Origin of the sequence: Streptomyces cathayae, from assembly GCF_029760955.1 — a bacterium.
GTDB classification, from domain to species: domain Bacteria; phylum Actinomycetota; class Actinomycetes; order Streptomycetales; family Streptomycetaceae; genus Streptomyces; species Streptomyces cathayae.
The window spans coordinates 4,282,835-4,302,580 of record NZ_CP121682.1 but is presented as its reverse complement, the minus strand read 5'-3'; the positions used below and the strand labels follow the sequence as shown (position 1 = coordinate 4,302,580).

At 71.8% G+C, this 19,746-nt stretch carries 25 protein-coding genes; 14 read left to right on the top strand and 11 right to left on the bottom strand.

Translation table 11 applies throughout. The annotated features are described in order from the left end of the window. Positions 1–43: 43 nt before the first annotated feature. The 3 genes from PYS65_RS19675 to PYS65_RS19665 all read left to right on the top strand — a co-directional run bounded on the left by PYS65_RS19675 (position 44) and on the right by PYS65_RS19665 (position 1,754). Positions 44–970 (top strand): hypothetical protein, encoded by a 927-nt coding sequence (locus tag PYS65_RS19675; RefSeq protein ID WP_279335233.1) that lies wholly within the window; start codon positions 44–46, stop codon positions 968–970. Positions 971–1,056: 86 nt separating this feature from the next. Beyond that, positions 1,057–1,422 carry a hypothetical protein gene (locus PYS65_RS19670; RefSeq protein ID WP_279335232.1) on the top strand — a complete coding sequence of 122 codons (366 nt, stop codon included), beginning with the start codon at positions 1,057–1,059 and terminating at the stop codon, positions 1,420–1,422. Next, complete coding sequence (locus PYS65_RS19665) at positions 1,419–1,754, top strand: type II toxin-antitoxin system PemK/MazF family toxin (protein WP_279335231.1); 336 nt, start codon at positions 1,419–1,421, stop codon at positions 1,752–1,754. Before PYS65_RS19670 ends, PYS65_RS19665 begins: the two co-directional genes overlap by 4 nt. Positions 1,755–1,852: 98 nt before the next feature. On the opposite strand, the gene PYS65_RS19660 is transcribed toward PYS65_RS19665, so the two are convergent. Both PYS65_RS19660 and PYS65_RS19655 read right to left on the bottom strand, forming a co-directional pair. Then, complete coding sequence (locus tag PYS65_RS19660) at positions 1,853–2,371, bottom strand: hypothetical protein (RefSeq protein ID WP_279335230.1); 519 nt, start codon at positions 2,369–2,371, stop codon at positions 1,853–1,855. Next, positions 2,368–3,303 (bottom strand): class I SAM-dependent methyltransferase, encoded by a 936-nt coding sequence (locus tag PYS65_RS19655; RefSeq protein ID WP_279335229.1) that lies wholly within the window; start codon positions 3,301–3,303, stop codon positions 2,368–2,370. Before PYS65_RS19655 ends, PYS65_RS19660 begins: the two co-directional genes overlap by 4 nt. 292 nt (positions 3,304–3,595) lie before the next feature. Here PYS65_RS19655 and PYS65_RS19650 point away from each other — a divergent pair, with 292 nt between their 5' ends. From PYS65_RS19650 to PYS65_RS19625, 6 genes are all read left to right on the top strand, one after another. After that, entirely contained in the window at positions 3,596–3,877 is a 282-nt protein-coding gene (locus PYS65_RS19650; protein WP_279335228.1) for a DUF6404 family protein, read from the top strand. Between the two features lie 207 nt (positions 3,878–4,084). Continuing rightward, positions 4,085–4,429, top strand: coding sequence for a hypothetical protein (locus PYS65_RS19645; RefSeq protein ID WP_279335227.1), 345 nt, complete (start codon positions 4,085–4,087; stop codon positions 4,427–4,429). After that, complete coding sequence (locus tag PYS65_RS19640) at positions 4,426–4,782, top strand: hypothetical protein (RefSeq protein WP_279335226.1); 357 nt, start codon at positions 4,426–4,428, stop codon at positions 4,780–4,782. Before PYS65_RS19645 ends, PYS65_RS19640 begins: the two co-directional genes overlap by 4 nt. 116 nt (positions 4,783–4,898) lie before the next feature. Next, positions 4,899–5,795: a phosphorothioated DNA-binding restriction endonuclease gene (locus tag PYS65_RS19635; protein WP_279335225.1), complete on the top strand. Its 897-nt coding sequence runs from the start codon at positions 4,899–4,901 to the stop codon at positions 5,793–5,795. Between the two features lie 31 nt (positions 5,796–5,826). Further along, the gene (locus PYS65_RS19630; RefSeq protein ID WP_279335224.1) at positions 5,827–6,105 is read left to right on the top strand and encodes a ribbon-helix-helix domain-containing protein; all 279 of its coding nucleotides are present in this window, start codon (positions 5,827–5,829) and stop codon (positions 6,103–6,105) included. Next, the gene (locus PYS65_RS19625; protein WP_279335223.1) at positions 6,102–6,524 is read left to right on the top strand and encodes a PIN domain-containing protein; all 423 of its coding nucleotides are present in this window, start codon (positions 6,102–6,104) and stop codon (positions 6,522–6,524) included. The genes PYS65_RS19630 and PYS65_RS19625 overlap by 4 nt, the downstream gene beginning before the upstream one ends. A gap of 14 nt (positions 6,525–6,538) precedes the next feature. On the opposite strand, the gene PYS65_RS19620 is transcribed toward PYS65_RS19625, so the two are convergent. Further along, complete coding sequence (locus PYS65_RS19620) at positions 6,539–7,006, bottom strand: DUF2000 family protein (RefSeq protein ID WP_279335222.1); 468 nt, start codon at positions 7,004–7,006, stop codon at positions 6,539–6,541. Between PYS65_RS19620 and PYS65_RS19615 the strand changes: the two genes are divergently transcribed. Beyond that, the gene (locus tag PYS65_RS19615) at positions 7,005–7,823 is read left to right on the top strand and encodes a helix-turn-helix domain-containing protein (RefSeq protein WP_279335221.1); all 819 of its coding nucleotides are present in this window, start codon (positions 7,005–7,007) and stop codon (positions 7,821–7,823) included. The genes PYS65_RS19620 and PYS65_RS19615 overlap by 2 nt on opposite strands. A gap of 53 nt (positions 7,824–7,876) precedes the next feature. Here PYS65_RS19615 and PYS65_RS19610 read toward each other — a convergent pair whose 3' ends face one another. Both PYS65_RS19610 and mshA read right to left on the bottom strand, forming a co-directional pair. Continuing rightward, the gene (locus PYS65_RS19610) at positions 7,877–8,389 is read right to left on the bottom strand and encodes a type III secretion system chaperone family protein (RefSeq protein WP_279335220.1); all 513 of its coding nucleotides are present in this window, start codon (positions 8,387–8,389) and stop codon (positions 7,877–7,879) included. Next, complete coding sequence (gene mshA, locus PYS65_RS19605) at positions 8,382–9,719, bottom strand: D-inositol-3-phosphate glycosyltransferase (RefSeq protein ID WP_279338008.1); 1,338 nt, start codon at positions 9,717–9,719, stop codon at positions 8,382–8,384. Before mshA ends, PYS65_RS19610 begins: the two co-directional genes overlap by 8 nt. A gap of 252 nt (positions 9,720–9,971) precedes the next feature. On the opposite strand from mshA, the gene PYS65_RS19600 reads away from it, so the two are divergent. From PYS65_RS19600 to PYS65_RS19590, 3 genes are all read left to right on the top strand, one after another. Then, positions 9,972–10,811, top strand: coding sequence for a class I SAM-dependent methyltransferase (locus PYS65_RS19600; protein WP_384206793.1), 840 nt, complete (start codon positions 9,972–9,974; stop codon positions 10,809–10,811). Positions 10,812–10,974: 163 nt separating this feature from the next. Beyond that, the gene (locus PYS65_RS19595) at positions 10,975–12,150 is read left to right on the top strand and encodes a C40 family peptidase (protein WP_279335219.1); all 1,176 of its coding nucleotides are present in this window, start codon (positions 10,975–10,977) and stop codon (positions 12,148–12,150) included. Between the two features lie 305 nt (positions 12,151–12,455). Further along, positions 12,456–13,859: a PP2C family protein-serine/threonine phosphatase gene (locus tag PYS65_RS19590; protein WP_279335218.1), complete on the top strand. Its 1,404-nt coding sequence runs from the start codon at positions 12,456–12,458 to the stop codon at positions 13,857–13,859. A gap of 30 nt (positions 13,860–13,889) precedes the next feature. Here PYS65_RS19590 and PYS65_RS19585 read toward each other — a convergent pair whose 3' ends face one another. From PYS65_RS19585 to PYS65_RS19565, 5 genes are all read right to left on the bottom strand, one after another. Further along, positions 13,890–14,222 carry a DUF2516 family protein gene (locus tag PYS65_RS19585; protein WP_279338006.1) on the bottom strand — a complete coding sequence of 111 codons (333 nt, stop codon included), beginning with the start codon at positions 14,220–14,222 and terminating at the stop codon, positions 13,890–13,892. Between the two features lie 149 nt (positions 14,223–14,371). After that, positions 14,372–14,986, bottom strand: a complete 615-nt coding sequence (locus PYS65_RS19580; RefSeq protein WP_279335217.1) for a hypothetical protein — start codon at positions 14,984–14,986, stop codon at positions 14,372–14,374. Positions 14,987–15,061: 75 nt separating this feature from the next. Then, complete coding sequence (locus PYS65_RS19575; protein ID WP_279335216.1) at positions 15,062–15,673, bottom strand: helix-turn-helix domain-containing protein; 612 nt, start codon at positions 15,671–15,673, stop codon at positions 15,062–15,064. Positions 15,674–16,229: 556 nt separating this feature from the next. Beyond that, positions 16,230–16,790, bottom strand: a complete 561-nt coding sequence (locus PYS65_RS19570; protein WP_279335215.1) for a GNAT family N-acetyltransferase — start codon at positions 16,788–16,790, stop codon at positions 16,230–16,232. A gap of 41 nt (positions 16,791–16,831) precedes the next feature. Next, the gene (locus PYS65_RS19565) at positions 16,832–17,896 is read right to left on the bottom strand and encodes a transposase family protein (RefSeq protein ID WP_387035777.1); all 1,065 of its coding nucleotides are present in this window, start codon (positions 17,894–17,896) and stop codon (positions 16,832–16,834) included. A gap of 394 nt (positions 17,897–18,290) precedes the next feature. Here PYS65_RS19565 and PYS65_RS19560 point away from each other — a divergent pair, with 394 nt between their 5' ends. Then, on the top strand, positions 18,291–18,737 hold the full coding sequence (locus tag PYS65_RS19560; RefSeq protein WP_279335214.1) for a hypothetical protein: 447 nt from the start codon (positions 18,291–18,293) through the stop codon (positions 18,735–18,737). A 103-nt stretch (positions 18,738–18,840) separates the two neighbouring features. Here PYS65_RS19560 and PYS65_RS19555 read toward each other — a convergent pair whose 3' ends face one another. Then, a complete protein-coding gene (locus tag PYS65_RS19555; RefSeq protein WP_279335213.1) occupies positions 18,841–19,554 on the bottom strand; it encodes a hypothetical protein in 714 nt (237 codons plus the stop codon). Between the last annotated feature and the right edge of the window lie 192 nt (positions 19,555–19,746).

Below are 19,746 nucleotides of genomic sequence, written 5' to 3'. Positions count from 1 at the left end.
CCCGGAACGAGGGCCTGACCGATCAGGAAGAAGCACCTTCCCGATGGCTGACCCGCAGTCTAATGCGCGCCTGCGCGCCGATGCCGGAGCTCCGACCTCCGGCGTGATCCACGTACGCACCCGGCTCACCGCCGACTTCACCGTGATCTCCAACGCCCTCGCCCAACGGCGTGGCAGCGCCGTCACCGTCGGCGTCGCGGTCTACATCCTCTCCCTGCCCACCGGCACCCCCGTCAGCATCGCCGCCCTGTGCGCGCACTTCACCGAGGGCGAGATCCTCATCTCCCGCGCCCTCCGCGAACTGGAAACCGCCGGCTACCTGGAACGCCGCTGCGAACGCATGCCCACCGGCCAGATCCGCACCCGCACGTACTTCTACGACGTCCCCGGCGGCACACCGCAGCCGGACCCGGACGACCCACCCGAGCCGCCCCGGCCCCGGAAGCCCCCCACCGTCCCGCAGGCCACGGCCCTTGCACCGGCCCCGACTCCGGGCCCGGTCCCGGTCCCGGTCCCGGTCCCGCAAGAGGGGGCGCCCGCCCCCAGCCGTGAGGTGACCGAGAGCCCGGCCCCCGCACTCGCCGACGCCGACCCGAAAGCGGTCGCCGTCCTGGCCTCCCTCCGCCGCGTCGATCCGCGCCTGGTCCTGTCTGAACGGGAAGCCGTACGTCTGGCGCCGGCCGTCACCGCGTGGCTGGCGGCCGGGGTCGTCCCCTCCCAGATCACCGCACACCTCACGGCACGGCTCCCCGACCACTTCCTGACCCGCCCGGCGGGCATCCTCGCCTTCCGGCTCCGCGAAACGCCCCTGCCCGCACCGCCCCCGGCACCGCTCCCCCTGGCCCCTGGCCGTCCGGCCGTCCTGCCCTTCCAGACCTGCGACGGCTGCGAGCGCGCCTTCCGCGCACCACAGCCCGGACACTGCCGGGACTGCCGACGACGCGAGAAGGCTCTCCCCAGCGCAGCCTGAGCCGACGACTTAAGGGCGCTTGACCAGCTCGGACACGAGGAGGAGACTGGATGTACTACATTTGTCATACACGAAGGGAGGCAGGAATGACCTCGAAGACCGGGCAGAAGAGCCACACCGCGGATGCCACGGCCAAAAGGCGCACCTCGACCGCGGCCCGGGCCCCCCAGACGCGCCGGAAGCAGGGCGACAGTGGTGCGACCAGCGTGGCCCAGGTGCGGCTGCGCCCGGATGAGATGGCGGACCTGCAGCAGGTGATGCAGACCCTCCAGCTGCACTCGCTCTCCGACGCCCTGCGCGAAGGGCTTCGGCTGCTCTCCCGCGAGGCGACCGAGGTCGCCGCCGCTCAGGAGATCCGCGACTTCTACCGCGGCACCCGGGCCCCGACCCCCGAGGGCGTCGCGCCCGCCACGGCGGACGAACTGGCGGCAGCGGACGAGACCGAGTGGTGAACACCGGCTCCGCCCTGCGGGGCGAAGTATGGGGGTGTGCCCTCCCCGGCCCCATCGGCCCGCACCCCGTGGTCGTCCTCACGGTGAACCGGATCGCCGAACCGCTGTCGGCGCTGACCGTCGCCGTGATCACCGGAACGCCCGGCCCCGCCTCCACCCACGTCCCGGTCGGTTCCGACTGCGGGGTGACCAAGTACGACGAGTCGTACGTGAACTGCACCGACCTGCACACCGTGGACAAGCCGAGGCTGCGACGGCGCCTGGGCCTGCTGGCCCCGAGCGAGCTGCGGCGTGTGGAGGACTGCGTGCGCGTGATCCTGGGTCTGGCGTAGTCACCCACCCGCCGCCTCGCGTTCCTCGAAGGAGCAGCACCGCTTGTCGGCCATCGCCGTGACGCTCGGTGGCACCCGTACGGCATCGCCCAGGTTCTCTACCGCACGTGGTGGTACCAGCGTCGGTGCACCGCGGGTTCGACGCACAGTACGGCGGCGCCCGCGATCGTGCCGACCAGCAGGGCGGAACCGCCGCCGCCGTTGAGGACCGCGCCGAGGCAGGCGGCGGCAACGGCGAGCGGGCGCAGCAGGGTCAGCGGGCCGAGGCCGATGACCATCGCGAGGGTGCTGGCGCGGAACGGCAGGGTGAAGTAGGCGGCGAGCGAAAGCAGTACGACGGTGGCGTAGACGGTGAGCGGGAGCAGGTAGCCGAGGCCACCGGCCGTCAGAGTGTCGTAGGTCCGGGCCTGGTCGCGTGTGGTCAGCAGCAGGAGGGCGGCGGTCAGGGTGGGGGCGAGCAACAGGAAGGCCCCGACGGCCAGTCCACGCAGGGCTGCTCGGGTGGTGGCCCGTTGTTTGCGGATGCGGGCGTCGCTGCCGGCGTAGGCGCGGAAGCCGCTGCACGCCGCATCGACCAGACCGAGGAGCAGGAGTATGAGCGGTATGGCGGGTGTCATCGGGTGGCCTCGGCGAGGTGCTCCGGGCCGACCATACGGCGTGCGTCCCGCCCGAGGACTCGGCGAAGCGGCGCCTCCAGGTGCGGGCGCACCCCGATGACCGGGCGCAACGTGGTGCAGAACGGGTTCACCGCACCGCGCGGCTCGTACAGCAGGGCGCGGATGCCGGGTACTTCGGCGGCGCGCAACAGTGTCTCGTCGCTGTGCGCGCGCCGTGCGGAGACGACACCGTCGTGGCGGCCGAGCGGGTTGCGCATCCGGGCACGGTGGAAGATCCAGGCGCCGAGGGGCGCGAGACGGGTCGCGGCGATGTCGAAGTGGCAGAAGGCGTGCGCCGCTGAGGCGGCCTGGGCCTGGAAGAACTCGTCCAGGGCGGGACCACGGAAATGGTGCAGCACGCCGGTGGAGACGTAGACGGTCGCGGCCTCCGGCAGGCCGAAGGCGTTTCCGTGGACGAAACGGCAGTCGAGCCCCTCCTCCCGGGCGAGGCGGTCCGCCTCGCCGACCAGCGTGGCGTCGAGGTCCACCCCGACCAACTCGACGTCCGAGCCGAGGGCGTTGGTCGTCGCCAGCCAGCGGACCAGGTAGCCCAGGCCGCAACCGACGTCGACCAGACGGTACGGACCGGGCTGCCCGGTGGCCGACCGAATCGCGGTGAAGAGCGGGCCGAGCAGGTGGACCAGCCGTTCGCCGGTCCGCAGTTCCTCGTTCAGGCGCTGGAGCTCGGTGTGCACGCTGACGAGCAGGCGGTCCACGGCGTACGGGTCGAGTACGCCGTCCTGGTCCGTGGGCAGCCCGGCGACGATCCGGGCCGCGTGTTCGTCTCCGCTCTCGCGGAGCTGCCGGATCACCTCGGCGCGCCGGACCGGGAGCCGGTGGCCGCTGTGTGGATCCACCGCCGTGATCAGGTCGGAAATCTCAAGCTGGTGCACGGGACAGAACCCTATGGTCCTCCCTGCCGAGCCCGGCGGGCCGGCTGCCCCTGCCGTGGCGTGCCGACCACATCCCGTATTCCTTCGGTACCGGTGCTGTTCGAGACCCGTGCACATTTCGATGCACTCACCGAAGACGGCAGGGGAGTCGCCGGTGGAGGCCCGGCGAGTCACCGGTGGCTTCACGGCACGTAAGAAAAGCCGAAAAGCCTTTGCCCTGCCATGAGTTGGCGAACAAGGGAACGGCGATCGGCCGTCCTATTCTTCTGCCATGGCGAAGCAGCGGCGGTCTATGGCTGAAGCGTTCTGGGCTCTGGACCGGGTCCTGGGCGGGCAGCAGCCTCCGACCCGGCTCCAGCAATGGGTGGCCCGTCACCTGGTCGGGGCCGGTCTCTGCATGGCCGTCCCCTTCACGCTCCTCTTCTGGCTGACAGCGCCCGAGGGAGAGCCCGATTCTCTTCTGTTCGCCGTGATCTTCGGACTGCTGATGGGACTCCTCTTCGGGCTCACTGCTGTCTTGGAGCGGCTCCGGCAGCGTCGGCTCAGGCGTCTGGGGATATGGGACGGCTCTTGAGCAGGCGGTGATCCGCCGGAGGTGAGGGGTGGTCGGCGCTGTCGGGGGCCGGAAGGCCACGGCATGGTCTCTTTGCCGTACCGGGCAGGTACGTGGGCCCGAGCGAGCGGTCATCATGACGGATGATCATTCCGGTCGGGCTGTCGATCACGCCGGTCACGGCCCTGCCCGGGAGCGCGTGAGGCGGTGGAGCAGATGATCGAACCCATGGCAGAGCCGGCGGACACGGCCCTGGGCGTGTTGATGCTGGTTGTGGCGGCGGGTTGCACCTGGCTGGGATGGACGTCCCTGCGTCGGCCCCGGAAGGCTCCGGTGAGCGTGCAGGGGCCCAGGTGGCTCGTCCGCGCCTGGGGCCTCGGCTACCTGGTGCTGGGGGTGAGTCTTACCGCGCAAGAGGTGGGCCGGACAGCCGGTGAGGAACCGGCCTGGCCGTTGATTCTGATCCGCTGGATCGCCGGTCCGCTGGTGCTCTTCCCCCTGGTGGCCGGGACGGTCCGGCGGTGGCGGGAGCGCCGCGCCGGCCGGGTGGCGAACGAGGGGCGGCGGGTGTGAACCGGCGCGTCTCCTGGGGCGAGGCCCTGCTCGTGGCCCTGGCCTGCTGGGTGATCAGCGGCCTGGGGTATGCCGTGTTCGCCGCCCTGGAGGACCCGGGCCTCACGGTCGCGCCCCTCCTGGGCCTGGGCCTCGTCCAGTGGTTCTGGACGCGCCACCGTGTCTGGCCGGCCGCGGTCGCGGCGGGCCTCACCGGGTTCGTCGTCCTGTTCGGGGCCGTCGACCTCCTGCGCCCGGACTGGGGCCGGTACGTCGGTGACGCACTGGCCACCGGACTCGGCGCGACGGCGGCCCTGGTCGTCTTCACCCTGACGTGCCGCATCCGCACACGGACCGGCAGCCGAAACCACTGAGCCTGACCGGGTGGGGACGTCCCGTTCACCCACGGGGCCGGCCGGAGCACCTCGGCACCGCACGTACTCGGCATACGATCCGGCCGCCCGCCGGACCGCCGTTACGATCACGGCCCATGGACTGGGCAGAGCGTGCGGCGGAGTTGAGGCAGTGGAGCAGGGGCGGGGTCCGGGCCCCGCACAAACCGTTGCTCCTGCTGTACGCTCTCGGCCGGTTTCAGGAGGACACCGACGGCGAGTTGGCCTACAGCGCGGTCGAGGAGGACCTGAAGCGGCTGCTGGCCGAGTACGGGCCGCCCCGGCCGACCACGCCCGCCTATCCGTTCCACCACCTGGTCGGTGACGGGGTGTGGGAGGTGCGGAGCGATCGCGGGGACGGTAGCCCAGGTACCGGGGTGCGGGAGTTGCGGGCGACGCACGCCGCCGGGCGGCTCGTGCCGGAGTTGCGGGTGGCGTTGCGGCGGGAGCCGTCGCTGCTCGGCCGGATGGCACGGGTGCTGCTCGACGCCAACTTCCCGCCCTCGCTGCACGGCGAACTGTGCGAGGCCGTCGGCCTGGAGCTGGAGCCCGCGGAGGCGACCCGCCTCACGGCCGTCCGGCGGCAGCGGGACCGCCGGATGCGGGAGCTGGTGCTGACCGCGTACGAGCACCGGTGCGCCTTCTGCGGTTACGACGGCCGGATCGGGAGCGTGCCCGTGGGGCTGGAGGCGGCGCATGTGCGCTGGTGGGCGTTCGACGGTCCGGACGACGTCGACAACGGGCTGTGCCTGTGCGCGCTGCACCACAAGCTCTTCGACAAGGGTGTCCTCGGCGTCGGCGACCAGCACCGCATCCTGGTCTCGCAGCGTTTCGTCGGGCACGGCGGCGCGGCCCGCGCGCAGGTCACCGAACTCTCCGGACGGCCCCTTCTCGGCCCGCAGCCGGGAACCGCCCCCGTCGCGGCACCGCACCGCGCCTGGCACCTCACACAGGTCTTCCAGGGCGACCCGCGTCCGGCCGCCGCAGCCTGGTAAGCACACCGACACCACGAGTATGGTCTCCTGTATGGCTACCAAGAAAGTGACCGTGACGATCCCCGAGGACCTCCTGGAGGAGATCCGCGGGGAAGCCGCCGAGCGCGGACTGTCCGCGTACATCGCCGATGCGCTGCGCCTCAAGCAGGACCGTGACCGGCTCCGGGAACTGGCCGACTGGCTCCAGGAGGAGCACGGCCCGGTCACGGACGAGGAGCACGCGGCCGCGCTCGCGGAACTGGAGGACCTCGACGCCGAGCACGAGCGGCGTCGCAGGGTCCACAGCTCTCACGCGGGAGAGGCCGCGTGAGGAAGGGGAGCAGTGGGCGCGGGCGGCCGCTCCGGGTCTTCGTGCTCGACTGCGAGGCCCTGTCCCTGGCCGTACGGGGCGATCGGGGGATGATCGCCCGCCTCGACCTCGCGGCCCAGGGCGAAGCGGAGGTGGTGACCTCCCCGATGACGCTGATCGAGGCGTACGACGGCAGAACGACCGAGCAGCGCTGGGACTGGGTGCTCTCGCGGCTCAAGGTCGTGGAGATCGGCAGGGACGAGGCGCGACAGGCCCGTCGGCTCCTGGCCGACGCGCGGCTGCACGGCCACAAGTACGCGATCGACGCGGTACTCGCGGTGGTCGCGCGTCAACAGAAGGGGCAGGTCACGGTCTTCACATCGGACGTGGACGACGTGGAGAAGCTGGTCCCGGACACGGTCGTCGTCAAGAAGGTGTGATCCGTCCGCACCGCTCACGGGTGCATCCGGGCTCCCTTCAGGGTCTTGTCCACCGCGTTCCTCGGGCCGTGGACCGCCAGGCCGACCAGGTCCAGGTCGGGGGTGCCGACGGCGCGGACCGCCGCGCGGTTGGCCTCGTCGTGACCCGTGGAGAAGAGGTCCGAGGTGAACAGCGCGCGCGGCAGGGCGCGGGAGAGGGCGCGGGTGTGCGCCGCCTTCAGGGTCTCCTTGGTGCCCTCGAAGACCAGCACCGGCTGGCGGAACATCGGCAGGTAGGACACCTGGTCCGCGTCCTCGTAGGGTTCCCCGATCACCTCGGGGACCTGGGTGCCCAGGCCGCTGACCAGGAAGGCGGTGACGTTGAGGCGCTGCCAGGTCTCCAGGTCCTCGCGCAGCAGGACGGCGATCTTCGTGTCGAAGCGTGTGCTCATGCCTCGAGACTGCCGATCGGCGTACGTCCCCGTCTTGTACGTTGTTTGCATGGCCGCAGAGCACGCCGGGCGTCCCGAGCGGACCGTCTCCGCCTGGCGGCCCCGGGTCCCGGGCGTCGTGGAGGTCTTCCACGCCCGTTTCACCGAGTACGCCTACCCGATGCACGTCCACGACGCCTGGACGCTGCTGATCGTCGACGACGGCGCCGTGCGGTACGACCTGGACCGGCACGAGCACGGCACCCCGCACGACACCGTGTCCCTGCTGCCGCCGCACGTCCCGCACAACGGCGCCGCCGCCACCCCGGACGGCTTCCGCAAGCGGGTGCTCTACCTCGACGGCACCCACCTCGGGGACGATCTGATCGGGGCCGCCGTCGACCGGCCCGACCTGCGTGATCCGCTGCTGCGGCGGCGCGTCGGGCAGGTGCACACGGCGCTCGTGGGGCCCGGCGACGAACTGGAGGCGGAGAGCAGGCTGACGCTCGTCGGGGAGCGGCTGCGGGCCCATCTGCGGTCCCGGGACGATGCCGCGCGGGCGCCCCGGCGGGACCCCGTCCTCGCTTGCCGACTGCGGGAGTTGCTCGACGCGCGGGTCGTGGAGGGGATCGGCCTGGCGGAGGCCGCGGGGCTGCTGTCCGCGCATCCCGCGCATCTCGTCCGGGCGTTCAGCGGCGCCTACGGCATCGCACCGCACCAGTACCTGACGTCCCGCCGGGTGGGCCGGGCCCGTCGGCTGCTGCTCGACGGCGGGCCACCGAGCGAGGTCGCGGTGGCCACCGGTTTCTACGACCAGGCCCATCTCACCCGGCATTTCCGGAAGTTGGTCGGTGTCACACCGGGCCGTTACCGCGCGGGAGGCCGGTAGCCCTACGGCGACCTGCGCTGGCCTACGCCGACCTGCACCGACCTGCGCGGTCCCTACTCGTCCGAGGGGCGCTCGATGAGCCGGGTGAACGCGTCCAGGTTCCGCGTCGACTCCCCGCGCGACACCCGCCAGACGTGCTCCTTGCGGATCGCGGTGGCGAAACCCAGCTCCAGCAGGGTGTTGAAGCTGCCGTCGGCGGCCTCCAGGACCTGACCGAGCAGCCGGTCGACCTCGTCCGGGGTCACGGCGGGCAGCGGGAAGCGGCCGGTGACGTAGATGTCGCCGAGCGGGTCCACGGCGTAACCCACGCCGTACAGCTTGAGGTTGCGCTCCAGGAGCCAGCGGTGGACGGCGGCCTCGTTCTCGTCGGGGTGCCGGATGACGAAGGCGTTGAGGGAGAGCGAGTGCCGGCCGACAATGAGGGAGACCGTCGTGGACAGTTTGCGGGTGCCGGGGAGCTTCACGGCGTACGTGCCGGCCCTGGGGCTCTCCCAGTCGAGTCCGGCGTCCTTGAGGACGCCCTCGACGACCTGTGCCGCCGCCTGCTGCTGTTCCGCTTCAGCCATGCTGGGAGCGTACGTGACGGCGGTGGGCCTGCGTCGCGGCCGTGTAGACGTCGGCCGTGGCGGCGGCCGACCTGTCCCAGCCGAAGGACTGCGCGTGCCGGGCGGCGGCCTCGCCCATCCGGTCGGCGAGGTCGGGCCGGTCGGCGAACTCGAGCAGGACGCGCGCGTAGGCCTCGGGGTCGTGCCCCTGGACGAGGAAGCCGGTGTGTCCGTCCCGTACGGCCACCGGCAGTCCGCCGACCGAGGCGGCGAGCACCGGGGTGCCGGCGGCCTGCGCCTCTATGGCGACCAGGCCGAAGGACTCGCTGTAGGAGGGCATGACGAGGACGGACGCGGCCCGGAACCAGTCCGCGAGCTGTTCCTGCCCGACCGGCGGACAGAACCGTACGACGTCGGCGATGCCCAGGCGGGCGGCGAGTTTCTGCAGCCCCTCGGGCTTGGCGAGGCCGCTGCCGCTGGGGCCGCCGACCACGGGGACGCAGAGCCGGGAGCGCAGTTCGGGGCGTTCGGCGAGCAGCGCGGCGACCGCGCGGAGCAGCACGTCGGGGGCTTTCAGCGGCTGGATGCGGCCCGCGAAGAGCGGGATCAGGGCGTCCTGGGGCAGGCCCAGGCGGGCGCGGGCGGCGGCTCGTCCGTCGGCCTGGCGGAAGCGGGACAGGTTGACGCCGGGGTGGACGACGGCGACCTTGTCCGGGTCGGCCGCGTAGTGCTGTACGAGTTCCTCGGCCTCTCCGGCGGTGTTGGCGATCAGCCGGTCCGCGGCGGCCACTATCTGGGTCTCGCCGATGACCCGGGCGGCCGGCTCGGGTGTGTCGCCGGCGGCGAGGTTGGCGTTCTTGACCTTGGCCATGGTGTGCATGGCGTGCACCAGGGGGACGCCCCAGCGCTGGGCGGCGAGCCAGCCGACGTGGCCGGAGAGCCAGTAGTGGGAGTGGACCAGGTCGTAGTACCCGGGCCGGTGGCCGGCCCACGCCTGCATCACCCCGTGCGTGAAGGCGCACAGCTGGGCGGGCAGCTCCTCCTTGGCCAGGCCCTCGTAGGGGCCGGCGTCGACGTGCCGGACGAGGACGCCGGGCGCGAGCTCGACGGAGGGCGGGAGGGCGGCGGTGGTCGCGCGCGTGAAGATCTCGACCTCGATGTTGATCGCGGCGAGGCACTGCGCGAGTTCCACGATGTAGACGTTCATGCCGCCGGCGTCGCCGGTTCCCGGCTGGTGCAGCGGGGACGTGTGCACGGAGAGCATCGCCACGCGGCGGGGCCTGCGGTGCAGCCGCAGCCGCGGGGGTACGGCGGGGGAGCGCCGCCCGAGCCTGGCGATGTACTGGCTCACGTGGCGTTCCTCCTCGTTGCGGGCCTGACGTTCGGGCATGGCTTTTGGGGGCGTGCGGGCCCTCCAGCTCCCCAACACCAAAGGGGCCCGCTCCCATTTCCGGGCGGCCTCTCCGGATCGGGTCTTTGCCGAATCATTACCGGCGATCGCTCAACCGTTCGAGTGCCGGGCGCGTGAGCGCGGGAGCCGTCGCCCACGGGTCCTCCCCGGCCGGTTCCGGCCGGGGCCGGCCGCCCGCATACCCTCGTACGCATGACCGCCCGCGCCGCCGCCCTCCCCCGTTCCCGGAGGCCCCCCGTCGTGGGCGCGGTGACGCGCGGGACGACCAACCCCAACCGCCTGCGCCGCATGGACCGCTGGATCGCGGCCACACACGGCACCGCACTGCGCCGCGCCGACCACCCCGTCGCCGTCGACCTCGGCTACGGCGCCGCCCCCTGGACGGCGGTCGAACTGCTGCACCGCCTGCGCACCGCGGCCCCCCGCACGCAGGTGGTCGGCGTCGAGATCGAACCGGCCCGGGTCGCGGCGGCCCGCCCGTACGAGCGTGAGGGGCTGGCCTTCCGGCACGGCGGCTTCGAGATCCCGCTCCCCGGACGGCCGACGCTGATCCGCGCGGCGAACGTCCTGCGCCAGTACGACGAGGCCGAGGTCGCCGCCGCCTGGCAACGGCTGTGCGCACGGCTCGCCCCGGCCGAACCGGCGAGCGGCTCGCGCGGCGGGCTGCTGGTCGAGGGGACCTGCGACGAGATCGGGCGGCGGCACGTCTGGGTCGCCCTCGGCCCGGAGGGGCCGCGCACGGTCACCTTCGCGACCCGGCTCGGCTCCCTGGAACGCCCCTCGGACCTGGCGGAACGCCTGCCGAAGGCCCTCATCCACCGCAACGTCCCCGGCGAACCGGTGCACGCCTTCCTGCGCGACTTCGACCGCGCCTGGGCCGCCGCCGCGCCCTACGCCTCGTACGGCGCCCGCCAGCGCTGGATCCGCACGGTGCGGGATCTGACCGCCGACTGGCCGGTGGCGGACGGGCCGGCCCGGTGGCGGCAGGGCGAAGTCACGGTGCGGTGGGAGGCCTTGGCTCCACGGGGGTGAACTCCGGGAACGATCTCCGTGAGCCGTTCGTCACATCGACGGGGCGAGCGCCGTGACGGAGCGGGGAAGCCGGGAAGTGTCACCTCTGTCACTTCGGGAGCCGGCATGGCAACATCCCCTGGCGAAGGACGTTGCTGACGGTCGATCAGTTGAGGGGCGGGGCATGAAGACGGGCAGGCGCTTGCTGACCACGACGGCAGTGGCCGTGGTCTGCGCGATCACCGTGCTGGCGGCACCGGGCGCGGCGTTCGCGGCCCCCACTCCCCCGCCGCCCCCTGCCCCCGCTCCGAGCGCGAGCGCCGATGTCGCGCCGTCCAAGGACCTCGAAGCCGTACGCAAGAAGCTCGACGGGCTCTACCGCGCCGCGGCGGTGGCCACCGAGGAGTACAACGCCGCCGAGGAGAAGGCGGAGCAGCAGTCCACCGAGATCGCCCGGCTGGCCAAGAAGATCGCCGAGGGCAGAAAGAGGCTGGACGAGCTGAAGGACCGCGCGGGCGCCGCGGCCGCCTCCCAGTACCGCGGTGGCGGACTCCCGCCCGAGGCCCACCTGATGCTGAGCGACGACCCGCAGGAGTTCCTCGTCGGCGCGGGCCGGATCCGCCAGGGCCAGCACGCGACCAAGGGCCTGCTCAGCGAGACGAGGCGGGCCCAGGAGGACTTGGAGCAGTACGCGCAGGACGCCGGCACCCAGTTGCGGAAGCTGGAATCGGGCCGCAAGGCCAAGGCCAAGGCGCAGAGGAAGATCGAGAAGCAGATCGCGGCGGCCGAGAAGATCGAGTCCGAGCTGGAGCAGGAGGAGAAGGAACGGCTGGCCGAGCTGGAGCGGCGGGCCGCCGAGAAGGCCCAGTCCGCCTGGCTGGACTCCGGCGTCCTCGACGGCGTCGGGGCACAGGCGACCGAGCAGGGCAGGAAGGCCGTCGCGTACGCCACCGCGCAGATCGGCAAGCCGTACGAGTGGGGCGCCGAGGGCCCGAAGACGTACGACTGCTCGGGCCTGACCTCACAGGCGTGGAAAGCGGGCGGGCAGGGCATCCCGCGCACCTCTCAGGAGCAGTGGAAGCGGCTGACGCGCGTCGCCGTCGCGGAGATGCGGCCCGGTGACCTCGTCATCTACTTCAAGGACGCCAGCCATGTCGGCATGTACGTCGGAGACGGAGCCATCGTCCACGCCCCGCGCCCGGGACGGACGATCACGATCGCGGGAGCCGGCTCGATGCCGATCCTCGGGGTGGTCCGCCCGGACCCGAATACCGGCGAGGCCGACAACAAGAACGAAAGCGACGAGGGCGACAAGAGCAGTGAAAACGGAAAGGACGGCAGGAAAACGGGCGCGAACTGAGCGCCCTGTGAGCTGCGCCTTGTGACCCAGTCCACGCCGATGGCGTGACCGTACCCCCGTGTGCGTGACGTTCGTCATCCCGGCTGCATCGCCGACGTGTCCAACTGGTGCCCATAACGCGGCATATGACACCGGCTGATGGCCGAGCGGCGTGCCGCACACCATTCCGCTGCGGCGCCGACACCCGCTATCGTCCCCGCTGGAAGGGGCGCCCCCGGCTCATCCGAAGGGGAGAGCACGGGGTACACGGGCCGAGACCCCGCGCCCCCGCCACGCCCTCGGGGGGAGGGAAGGAACCCGGAAGAATGCCCGCACCCGTACCGCGGCAGAGAACGCTCCCGGCCGCGGAAAGCGGTCAGGCGCACGCCGCATCACCCAACGGTGGCTCCGCCGAGGACACCTCGGAGGCCGGAGCGACGGCCCCGCACACGACGGGGCACGCCGAGAACGACACCAGGAACGAGGCGACCTCGACCGCCCCCACCAACCTCACACTGCTGCTGATCGAGGACGACCCGGCGGGCCTGCCGATCGTGCCGGACCTGCTCGACCAGACCGGCAAGCCGATCCGCGTGCGCACCGCCCGCAACCTCACCGAGGCCGCGCGGCTGCTGACCGACGACGTCCACTGCATCCTGCTGGACCTCGCGCTGCCCGCACCCGGCAGCCGGGCGGGCGGCAACGGCAACGGCGGTGGCAACAGCGGTGGCGGCTCCGGTGACGACGACGAGCTCGCCGTGCTCAAGCACGTGCTGGAGCTCGCGCCCCGGCACGCCGTCCTCGCGCTGACCGCGTCGGGCGACGCCGAGCGCGGCGCGGAGGCGGTGCGCGTGGGCGCCCAGGACTACCTCTTCCGTGACGAGCTGGACGGCCGGCTGCTGAGCAGGGCGATCCGGTACGCGGTGGAACGCAAGCGTTCCGACACCGCCGAGCGGCGGCTCGCCGAGGGCAGGCTGCACGCCCAGGAGAACGCCCGCCTGGAACGCGGCCTGCTGCCGACCCCGCTCCTGGACGGCTCCCCGCTCCACTTCGCCGCCCGCTACCGTCCGGGCCGTTCGCGCGCTCTGCTCGGCGGTGACTTCTACGACGTCGTCCGCACCCCGGACGGCACGGTGCACGCCATGATCGGCGACGTCTGCGGCCACGGCCCGGACGAGGCCGCCCTCGGCGTGGAGCTGCGCATCGCCTGGCGCGCGCTGACCCTGGCGGGCCTGTGCGGGGACGAGCTGCTGGGCACACTGCAGCAGGTGCTGGAGCACGAGCGCGCGGACGACGAGATCTTCGCGACCCTCTGCGCGGTGGACATCTCCCCCGACGGCCGCCAGGCGGGCCTGTGCCTGGCCGGCCACCCCTCCCCGCTCCTCGCCCGGCCGGGCCGACCGGCGCAACTGCTGCCGTACGAGAACAACGGCCCGGCGCTCGGGCTGCTGTCCGGCGCCCGCTGGCCGCGTACGGAGGTGGAGCTGGGCACGGAGTGGAGCCTGATGCTCTACACGGACGGTCTGATCGAGGGCCGGGTCGGCGACAGCGGGGAACGGCTCGGCCAGGACGGCATGGTCGGCATGGTCCACCGCCAGCTCACGAACGGCCTGCGGGGCGAGGAACTGCTGCGGGCGGCCGTCAACGAGGTCCGCGACCTCAACGGCGGGGAGCTGACGGACGACGTGGCGGTACTGCTCCTGGACCGGGTGCCACCACCGCGGCCGTGACGGTGAGGAGGCCGGCCCGCTGCCCTCTCCCTACCGTCCGCCGTTGTACGGGCCGTAGGGGCCGTCGCTGCTGGAGCCCCGCCGGCTGCGCCCGCCGCCGGAGAGGCCGCGCAGGGCGGGACGGACGTCGACCATGTACACGATGGTCGCGATCAGCCCGATGATCGGCAGGAACGACAGGACGTTGAAGATCAGGTTCACCACGAAGGCGAGCCCGAGGATGATCAGCCAGAACGGCTTGGTCTTCTTGTCCGCCGCGCGGTAGGCGTCCTCCCGGCGGATGGCCGCGTCGATCAACGCGAAGCCGCTGAACACGACCAGGGCCATGTTCAGCAGCCACATCAACCCCGCGAAGCCCTGCATCAGCACAACGTCCACCACCCGACTCGGCTCGTCCTTACGCGGTCACCGTACCCGTAACCACCGGCCGGCTACCCAGGAGAACGGGCCGGACACCGCGAGAGTGCCCGGCCCGTACCGCTGTCACCCGCCGGCACCGCTGCCGCTCGGTCCTACTTGGCGGGCGGCGTCGGCTTCTTGGCCGTCGTGGGCTTGCGCGTCGAGGCCTTCTTGGCCCCGGGCCTGGCCGCCTCGCCGAGGTCGCCCTCCTTGGTCTCGACCGACTCCAGCTTCGGCCTGGTCACGGCCTCGGGCTTCGGCTCGACGGCCACGGCGACGTCCTCGACGGCGACGGCGACGTCCTCGATGCCCTCGGCGGCCTCGCCGCGCCAGGTCTTCACGGCCTGCTCACCGTGCTCGGCGACCTTCTCGTAGGTCTCACGGGCCTTGACCGCGTACTCGGCCGCGACGCCGACCCCGCGCAGGGCCAGGTCCTGGGCGGTCTCGCCGAACTTCTTCAGGTCGGTGTCGAGCGAGCCGAAGAACTCGCCGACCTTGGTCTGGACGGTCTCCTGCGTCTCCCTGACCCGGACGGTCGCCTTCTCCTGGACGGCCTTGGGGTCGGTGTTGCGGACGGCCTCGATGCGCGACGGCGCCTCGGCACGGATCTGCTCGACCAGGCCCGGAACCTTCCTGGCCTGCTGCAGGGCGAGGTCGGCGGTGCCGGCGGCGAAGTAGAGCGGGGTCGGGTTGCTGAAGGTCTTGCGCAGGTCGTCGGTGATGGCCATGGTGATGGTCCTCCCGGATTCGTTTCGGCTGAGGGTCTGTGTGATCCGCGGCGGCGGCCGGTGCCCTGGTCCGGCTCAGCCGTCCGTCCGCTGCGGATCGATGCCACTGCTGGTGCTGCTGTTACTGGTGGTGCTGGTGGTGTCGCCGGAGGAACCCCGGCGCCCGGCGCCCGTACCGCCACCGGCCTTACGGCCGCCCCGACGTATCGCGGAACCACCGCCGGAGCCGCCGCTCCCGTCGGCACCTCCGGAAACCTCCGGGCTCTCCGCCCCTTGAGCCACCCCGCCGGCGTCAGCGGCACCGACGGTCCCGGTCGCCTCACCGTCCTCGGCGCCCCCAAACCCGTTCTCCTTGCGGAAGGACTCGTAGATCTGGAGCAGTACCTGCTTCTGACGCTCGCTCAGCGTGGGATCGGCGAGGATGACGGCCCGCGTCTCCACTTCCTCCCGGTCCCGCTCGGCGTCGAGGATGCCGGCGCGCACGTACAGCGTCTCGGCGGAGATCCGCAGCGCCTTGGCGACCTGCTGCAACACCTCCGCGCTCGGCTTGCGCAGCCCGCGCTCGATCTGGCTCAGATACGGATTGGACACCCCGGCGGCGTCGGCGAGCTGCCGCAGCGACAACTGCGCGTTGCGCCGCTGCTCACGGAGGTACTCACCAAGATTGCCGACATTGAGTGACGCCATACCCCCACCCTGCCCCACCCCGCTAACTATTGCAAGCACTCGCTTGCAATAGTGCGCCACGCCCGCTGTGACCGAGCACGGCGGATGGCCGGTTCCCAAGCCGCCGAGGGGTGCGGTGAGGGCGGCTCCGGTGAAGGGAGCCAGGGCTGCCGCAGCGGTCGCTGGTGCTGCGAGTAGACCGGAGAGGCGTCCGTAGTGGGCGGTGCCCCAGCGGTCGGTGATGGCGGTGGCCTGCAGGAGGGTGAGATCGCCCCGCACCATGCCGGCCGCGACCGACACGGCGATGAGCTGGCTTTGTTCACCGGTTGCGGCAGCAGTTGTTCAGTGCTTCGGGAGGCACCCGGGCCGCGGCGTGTTCGATGTTCACGAGAAGCGACAGCACCCGCGCACGCCGATGAGAATGTTGCCGCTCCAGGCGGACCTTACGAGCTACTGGAGGCTCCAGCGGTGCGGATGGTCGGGATCGGTGGGGCAAGCGAAGACGTTGAGCGCGCCGGAGCGGCCCACGGTGACCTCGGTGGGGGGTGCGGACCGAAAGGCGGGCAGGTCTCGGGTCCTAGCGGCCGGCCGTCGGGTGCCACTCGCGGCGGAGGAGGCCGAACACCCAGGAGTCGGAGACGTCGCCGTTGACGACGCAGTCCTCGCGGAGGGTGCCTTCGCGGACGAAGCCGAGCTTCTCCAGGACCCGGGCGGACGCCACGTTGCGGGTGTCGGTCTCGGCCTGGACGCGGTTCAGGTCCAGGGTGTCGAACGCCCACCGCAGGACGGCGTGCGCGGTCTCCGTGGCGTAGCCGTGGCCCCACGCGGCGGCGTCGAAGACGTAGCCCAGGGACGCGCTGCGGAAGTCCGGGTTCCAGCTGGTCAGGCCGCACCAGCCGATGAACGCGCCGTCCAAGACGCGGTCGACGGCCACCCGCGCTCCCGTGCCTTCCTCCTCGATCGTCCGGCAGGTCGCGATGAAGCGCTGGGCGCGGGCCGGTTCGGTCCACGGCGGGGAGTCCCAGTAACGCAGCACGTGGGCGCTGCTGTGCAGCGCGTAGAGCGGCGCCGCGTCGGCGTCGGTGAACGGCCGCAGTCGCAGGCGGGCGGTGTGCAGCTCGGGGGTGGGCAAGGTCATGCGGAGCATCCTGCCGCGTCACGCTCGCCCCGACCATCCGTTTATCCGGACGGTCGGGGGGCGCGTACGTCCCCGGTGACGCCGGACGCGCCGCATGGGCGGTGAGTCCGCAGTACCGTGCCGACAGGGCGAGCGAACGGCGGTCGTACTGGCGCACCCTCGGGACGCCGACCAGCCTCGTCCCGTACCGGATCCCGGACGGATGGAGGTGCGCCGTCCACTTCACCGGGCCGGCCGGCATCGCCGACGGCGCGCTCGCCGGTCCTCCGCCCTGGTCCGAGCCGGACATCGCGCAGGCGGCCCTGGTTCGGAAGGTGGCGGAACTCGCCCACCGCCGGCTCGACGTCCTCTGGCACGGACCCGATCAACCGGACTGGTGGACCGGCACGGTCACCGTCACAAAGCCACTTCCACCTGCCTGAAGCCGGCGCACCGATGCGGAGCACTGGACCCCGACGGCGTCGGCCATCGCACCCCAGCAGCAACCTCTCCGCGCCAGTGCTGCTGTCGAAACCCGTGAACATTTCGATTCCCTCTCGGGCGGCGGCGCGTTCGCCGAGGGCCCGGACGCCTCTGATCAGGCTGTTGGTGGTGCGCATGTCGGTGTGCAGAGCCTGTTCTGACTGGCCCTTCGGGCGGCGGACCGGGACGAGGCTGCCGATGCCGGCGCCGATGTAGCCCTTGTCGGCCAGGGTGGGCAGGCCGTCGGCCGCCGCCTTGCCCAGGGCGGGGAACGCGTGGATGCGGGCGGCGGTGATGTCGGGGGTGGAGCCGGGTTCGACGTCGGAGATCCACAGCGGGGTGCCGTCCGGGGCGGCCAGGAACTGGACGTTGCCGCCGAACGCCTTGTGTTTTTGGCTGAAACACCAGTCGTTGCCGTTGTCGCGGACGCCGGCGAGGCGGTCCGTTTCGACGAGAGTGCCGTCGAGGATCACGTGGGTCATCCCCGCGCGTCGGCACTGGTCCAGGACCTGGTGCAGGTCCGGGGCCGGGGCGGCGAGGACGTCGATGCCTTCGTGCAGGTAGCGGTAGCCGGTGGCCCGGGAGACGCCGGCGTCGCGGGCCAGGCAGTGGACGCATCCGCGTTCGCGGAACCAGCGCAGCACCAGCACGGCGTGGCGGAACGGGCCGAGCGCGCGGTTGCCGCATGGAGTGGTTCATGCCGCTTCGCGTAGATCATTTCGCTGAAAAAACGTCACTGGCCGAACTCCTTGAGGTGACGGCAACAACTTCACCTCTCGGTCCCGGGCTGGCCGCAGTCCGGCACAAATCCCCAGAACACCCCATGCGACCCCGGTCACACCAGCGCGGGTGCTATTTCATGCTGGCCAACTGCCGTGCCCAAACTGGCCGACCGTGGCGCTCAGCCACACCCGCGACCGAGCGCTCTTCGGGCCGGCTGTCAGCCCGCCCTCCGACGCCAGGGACCGCACACCTACGATGCTTCGCACGACCCGTTCCTCGCACCGGGTCACATCCACACCACGGGGGAACACACACATGCGCAGAGCCATGACCATGACGGCGCTCATCGCGGCAGTCGGGCTGATGACCGCGTGCGGCAGCGGCGGAGGCGGCGACGCCGAGAAGGAGCGCGCCGACAAGGGAACGAGCACGTCGTCGTCCGAGCCGGCCTCCGAGGGCCAGGACAAGACGTACGAGGTCACCCTCGAAGTCGGCGGCGAGGGCAGGTCCAGCATCTACTACAACCTCGACACGAACCACTTCGAGCAGGTCACGCTGCCGTGGAAGAAGTCGGAAAGCCTCACCCTGACCAGCACCCAACTCAAGGTCGGGACCATCGTGTCCGTCGCGCCGGGGCCGGTGAAGCTGTCCGACGGCCGGCTCGGTGCGGCTCCCTGCTCGATCACCGTCGACGGGAAAAAGGTCGTCGAGGACCCGGGCGGTGTCGACGGCAAGCACCTGTGCGAGTACACCATCCACTGACGGCACGCGCAGTGCGGACGGGGTGGGGGTTCTCCGCCCGTGTGGGCCGAAGAGCCGCCACCCCGTGGGTGCGTGGCCGCGGTGCGCTGCGCCCGCCGGTGCGTCACCCGGCCTGTTCGAAGCCGGGGCCCCGGACGCCCATCATGACCCGCAGGGTCGTGTAGCCGCCCTCGCCGTCGTTGGCGGTCTCGGTCCAGTACTGGCACGTGTAACCGGTGTCGGAGTTCAGGTCGACCGTCTTGGCGACGGGAATCTCCTCGCAGGCGAGCTTGCTGCTGCCCGTGTACCCGGCTTCGGCGCTGTACCTCTCGTGCAGCGTGTTGTAGACCGACTTCGCCACCAGCAGGCCCTTCTTGGGCGTGGTGTCGTAGAAGGTGAACATGCTGCCTTCGGTGTACTTGTCGCTGATCTTGACCTCGTAGGGGATCTCGGCCCCCTCGTACGTCACGACACACTGGCTGACCGCGCCGGCCTTCTGGGTCACGCCGTCGGCACACTCGGCGCTGGTCTCGCCCGGCACCATGACGCCGCGGAGGACGGTCTCGCGCAGCTTGTGCTCCACCTTCTGGGTGAAGGGCGCGCCGTTCTCGGGAGCCGGGGTGACCTTGAGCTTGGCGTCGCCGCTGCTGTCGACCACGTCCTCCTGCGGACCGTCGACGGCGACCGGCAGCGCCTTCCGGCCATCGCCCGAACCGGCGGGACGGTCGCCGGCGTCGGCGGGGCGGTCGCCGGCGCCGGAGGAGTCGCCGTCCGAGCCGCAGCCCGCGGCGAGCAGGCCGGCCGCGGCCAGGCCGATCAGAATCTTGGGGTATCGCATAAAACGAGCGTAAGCGTCGCCACCGACACACCCCGGGGGCGAATCCGGGCGGCGCCGAGACGCACGGCCGCTCGAACCTTTCAGGACAAGGGGCTTATCGGGGCACAAGCGGGCGATCTCTCGTACCGGGGCTCCCACTTCCCGGAAACCCCGCACCGTTCGGTGACGCTGCCGTAGCGCGAATGTGACAGG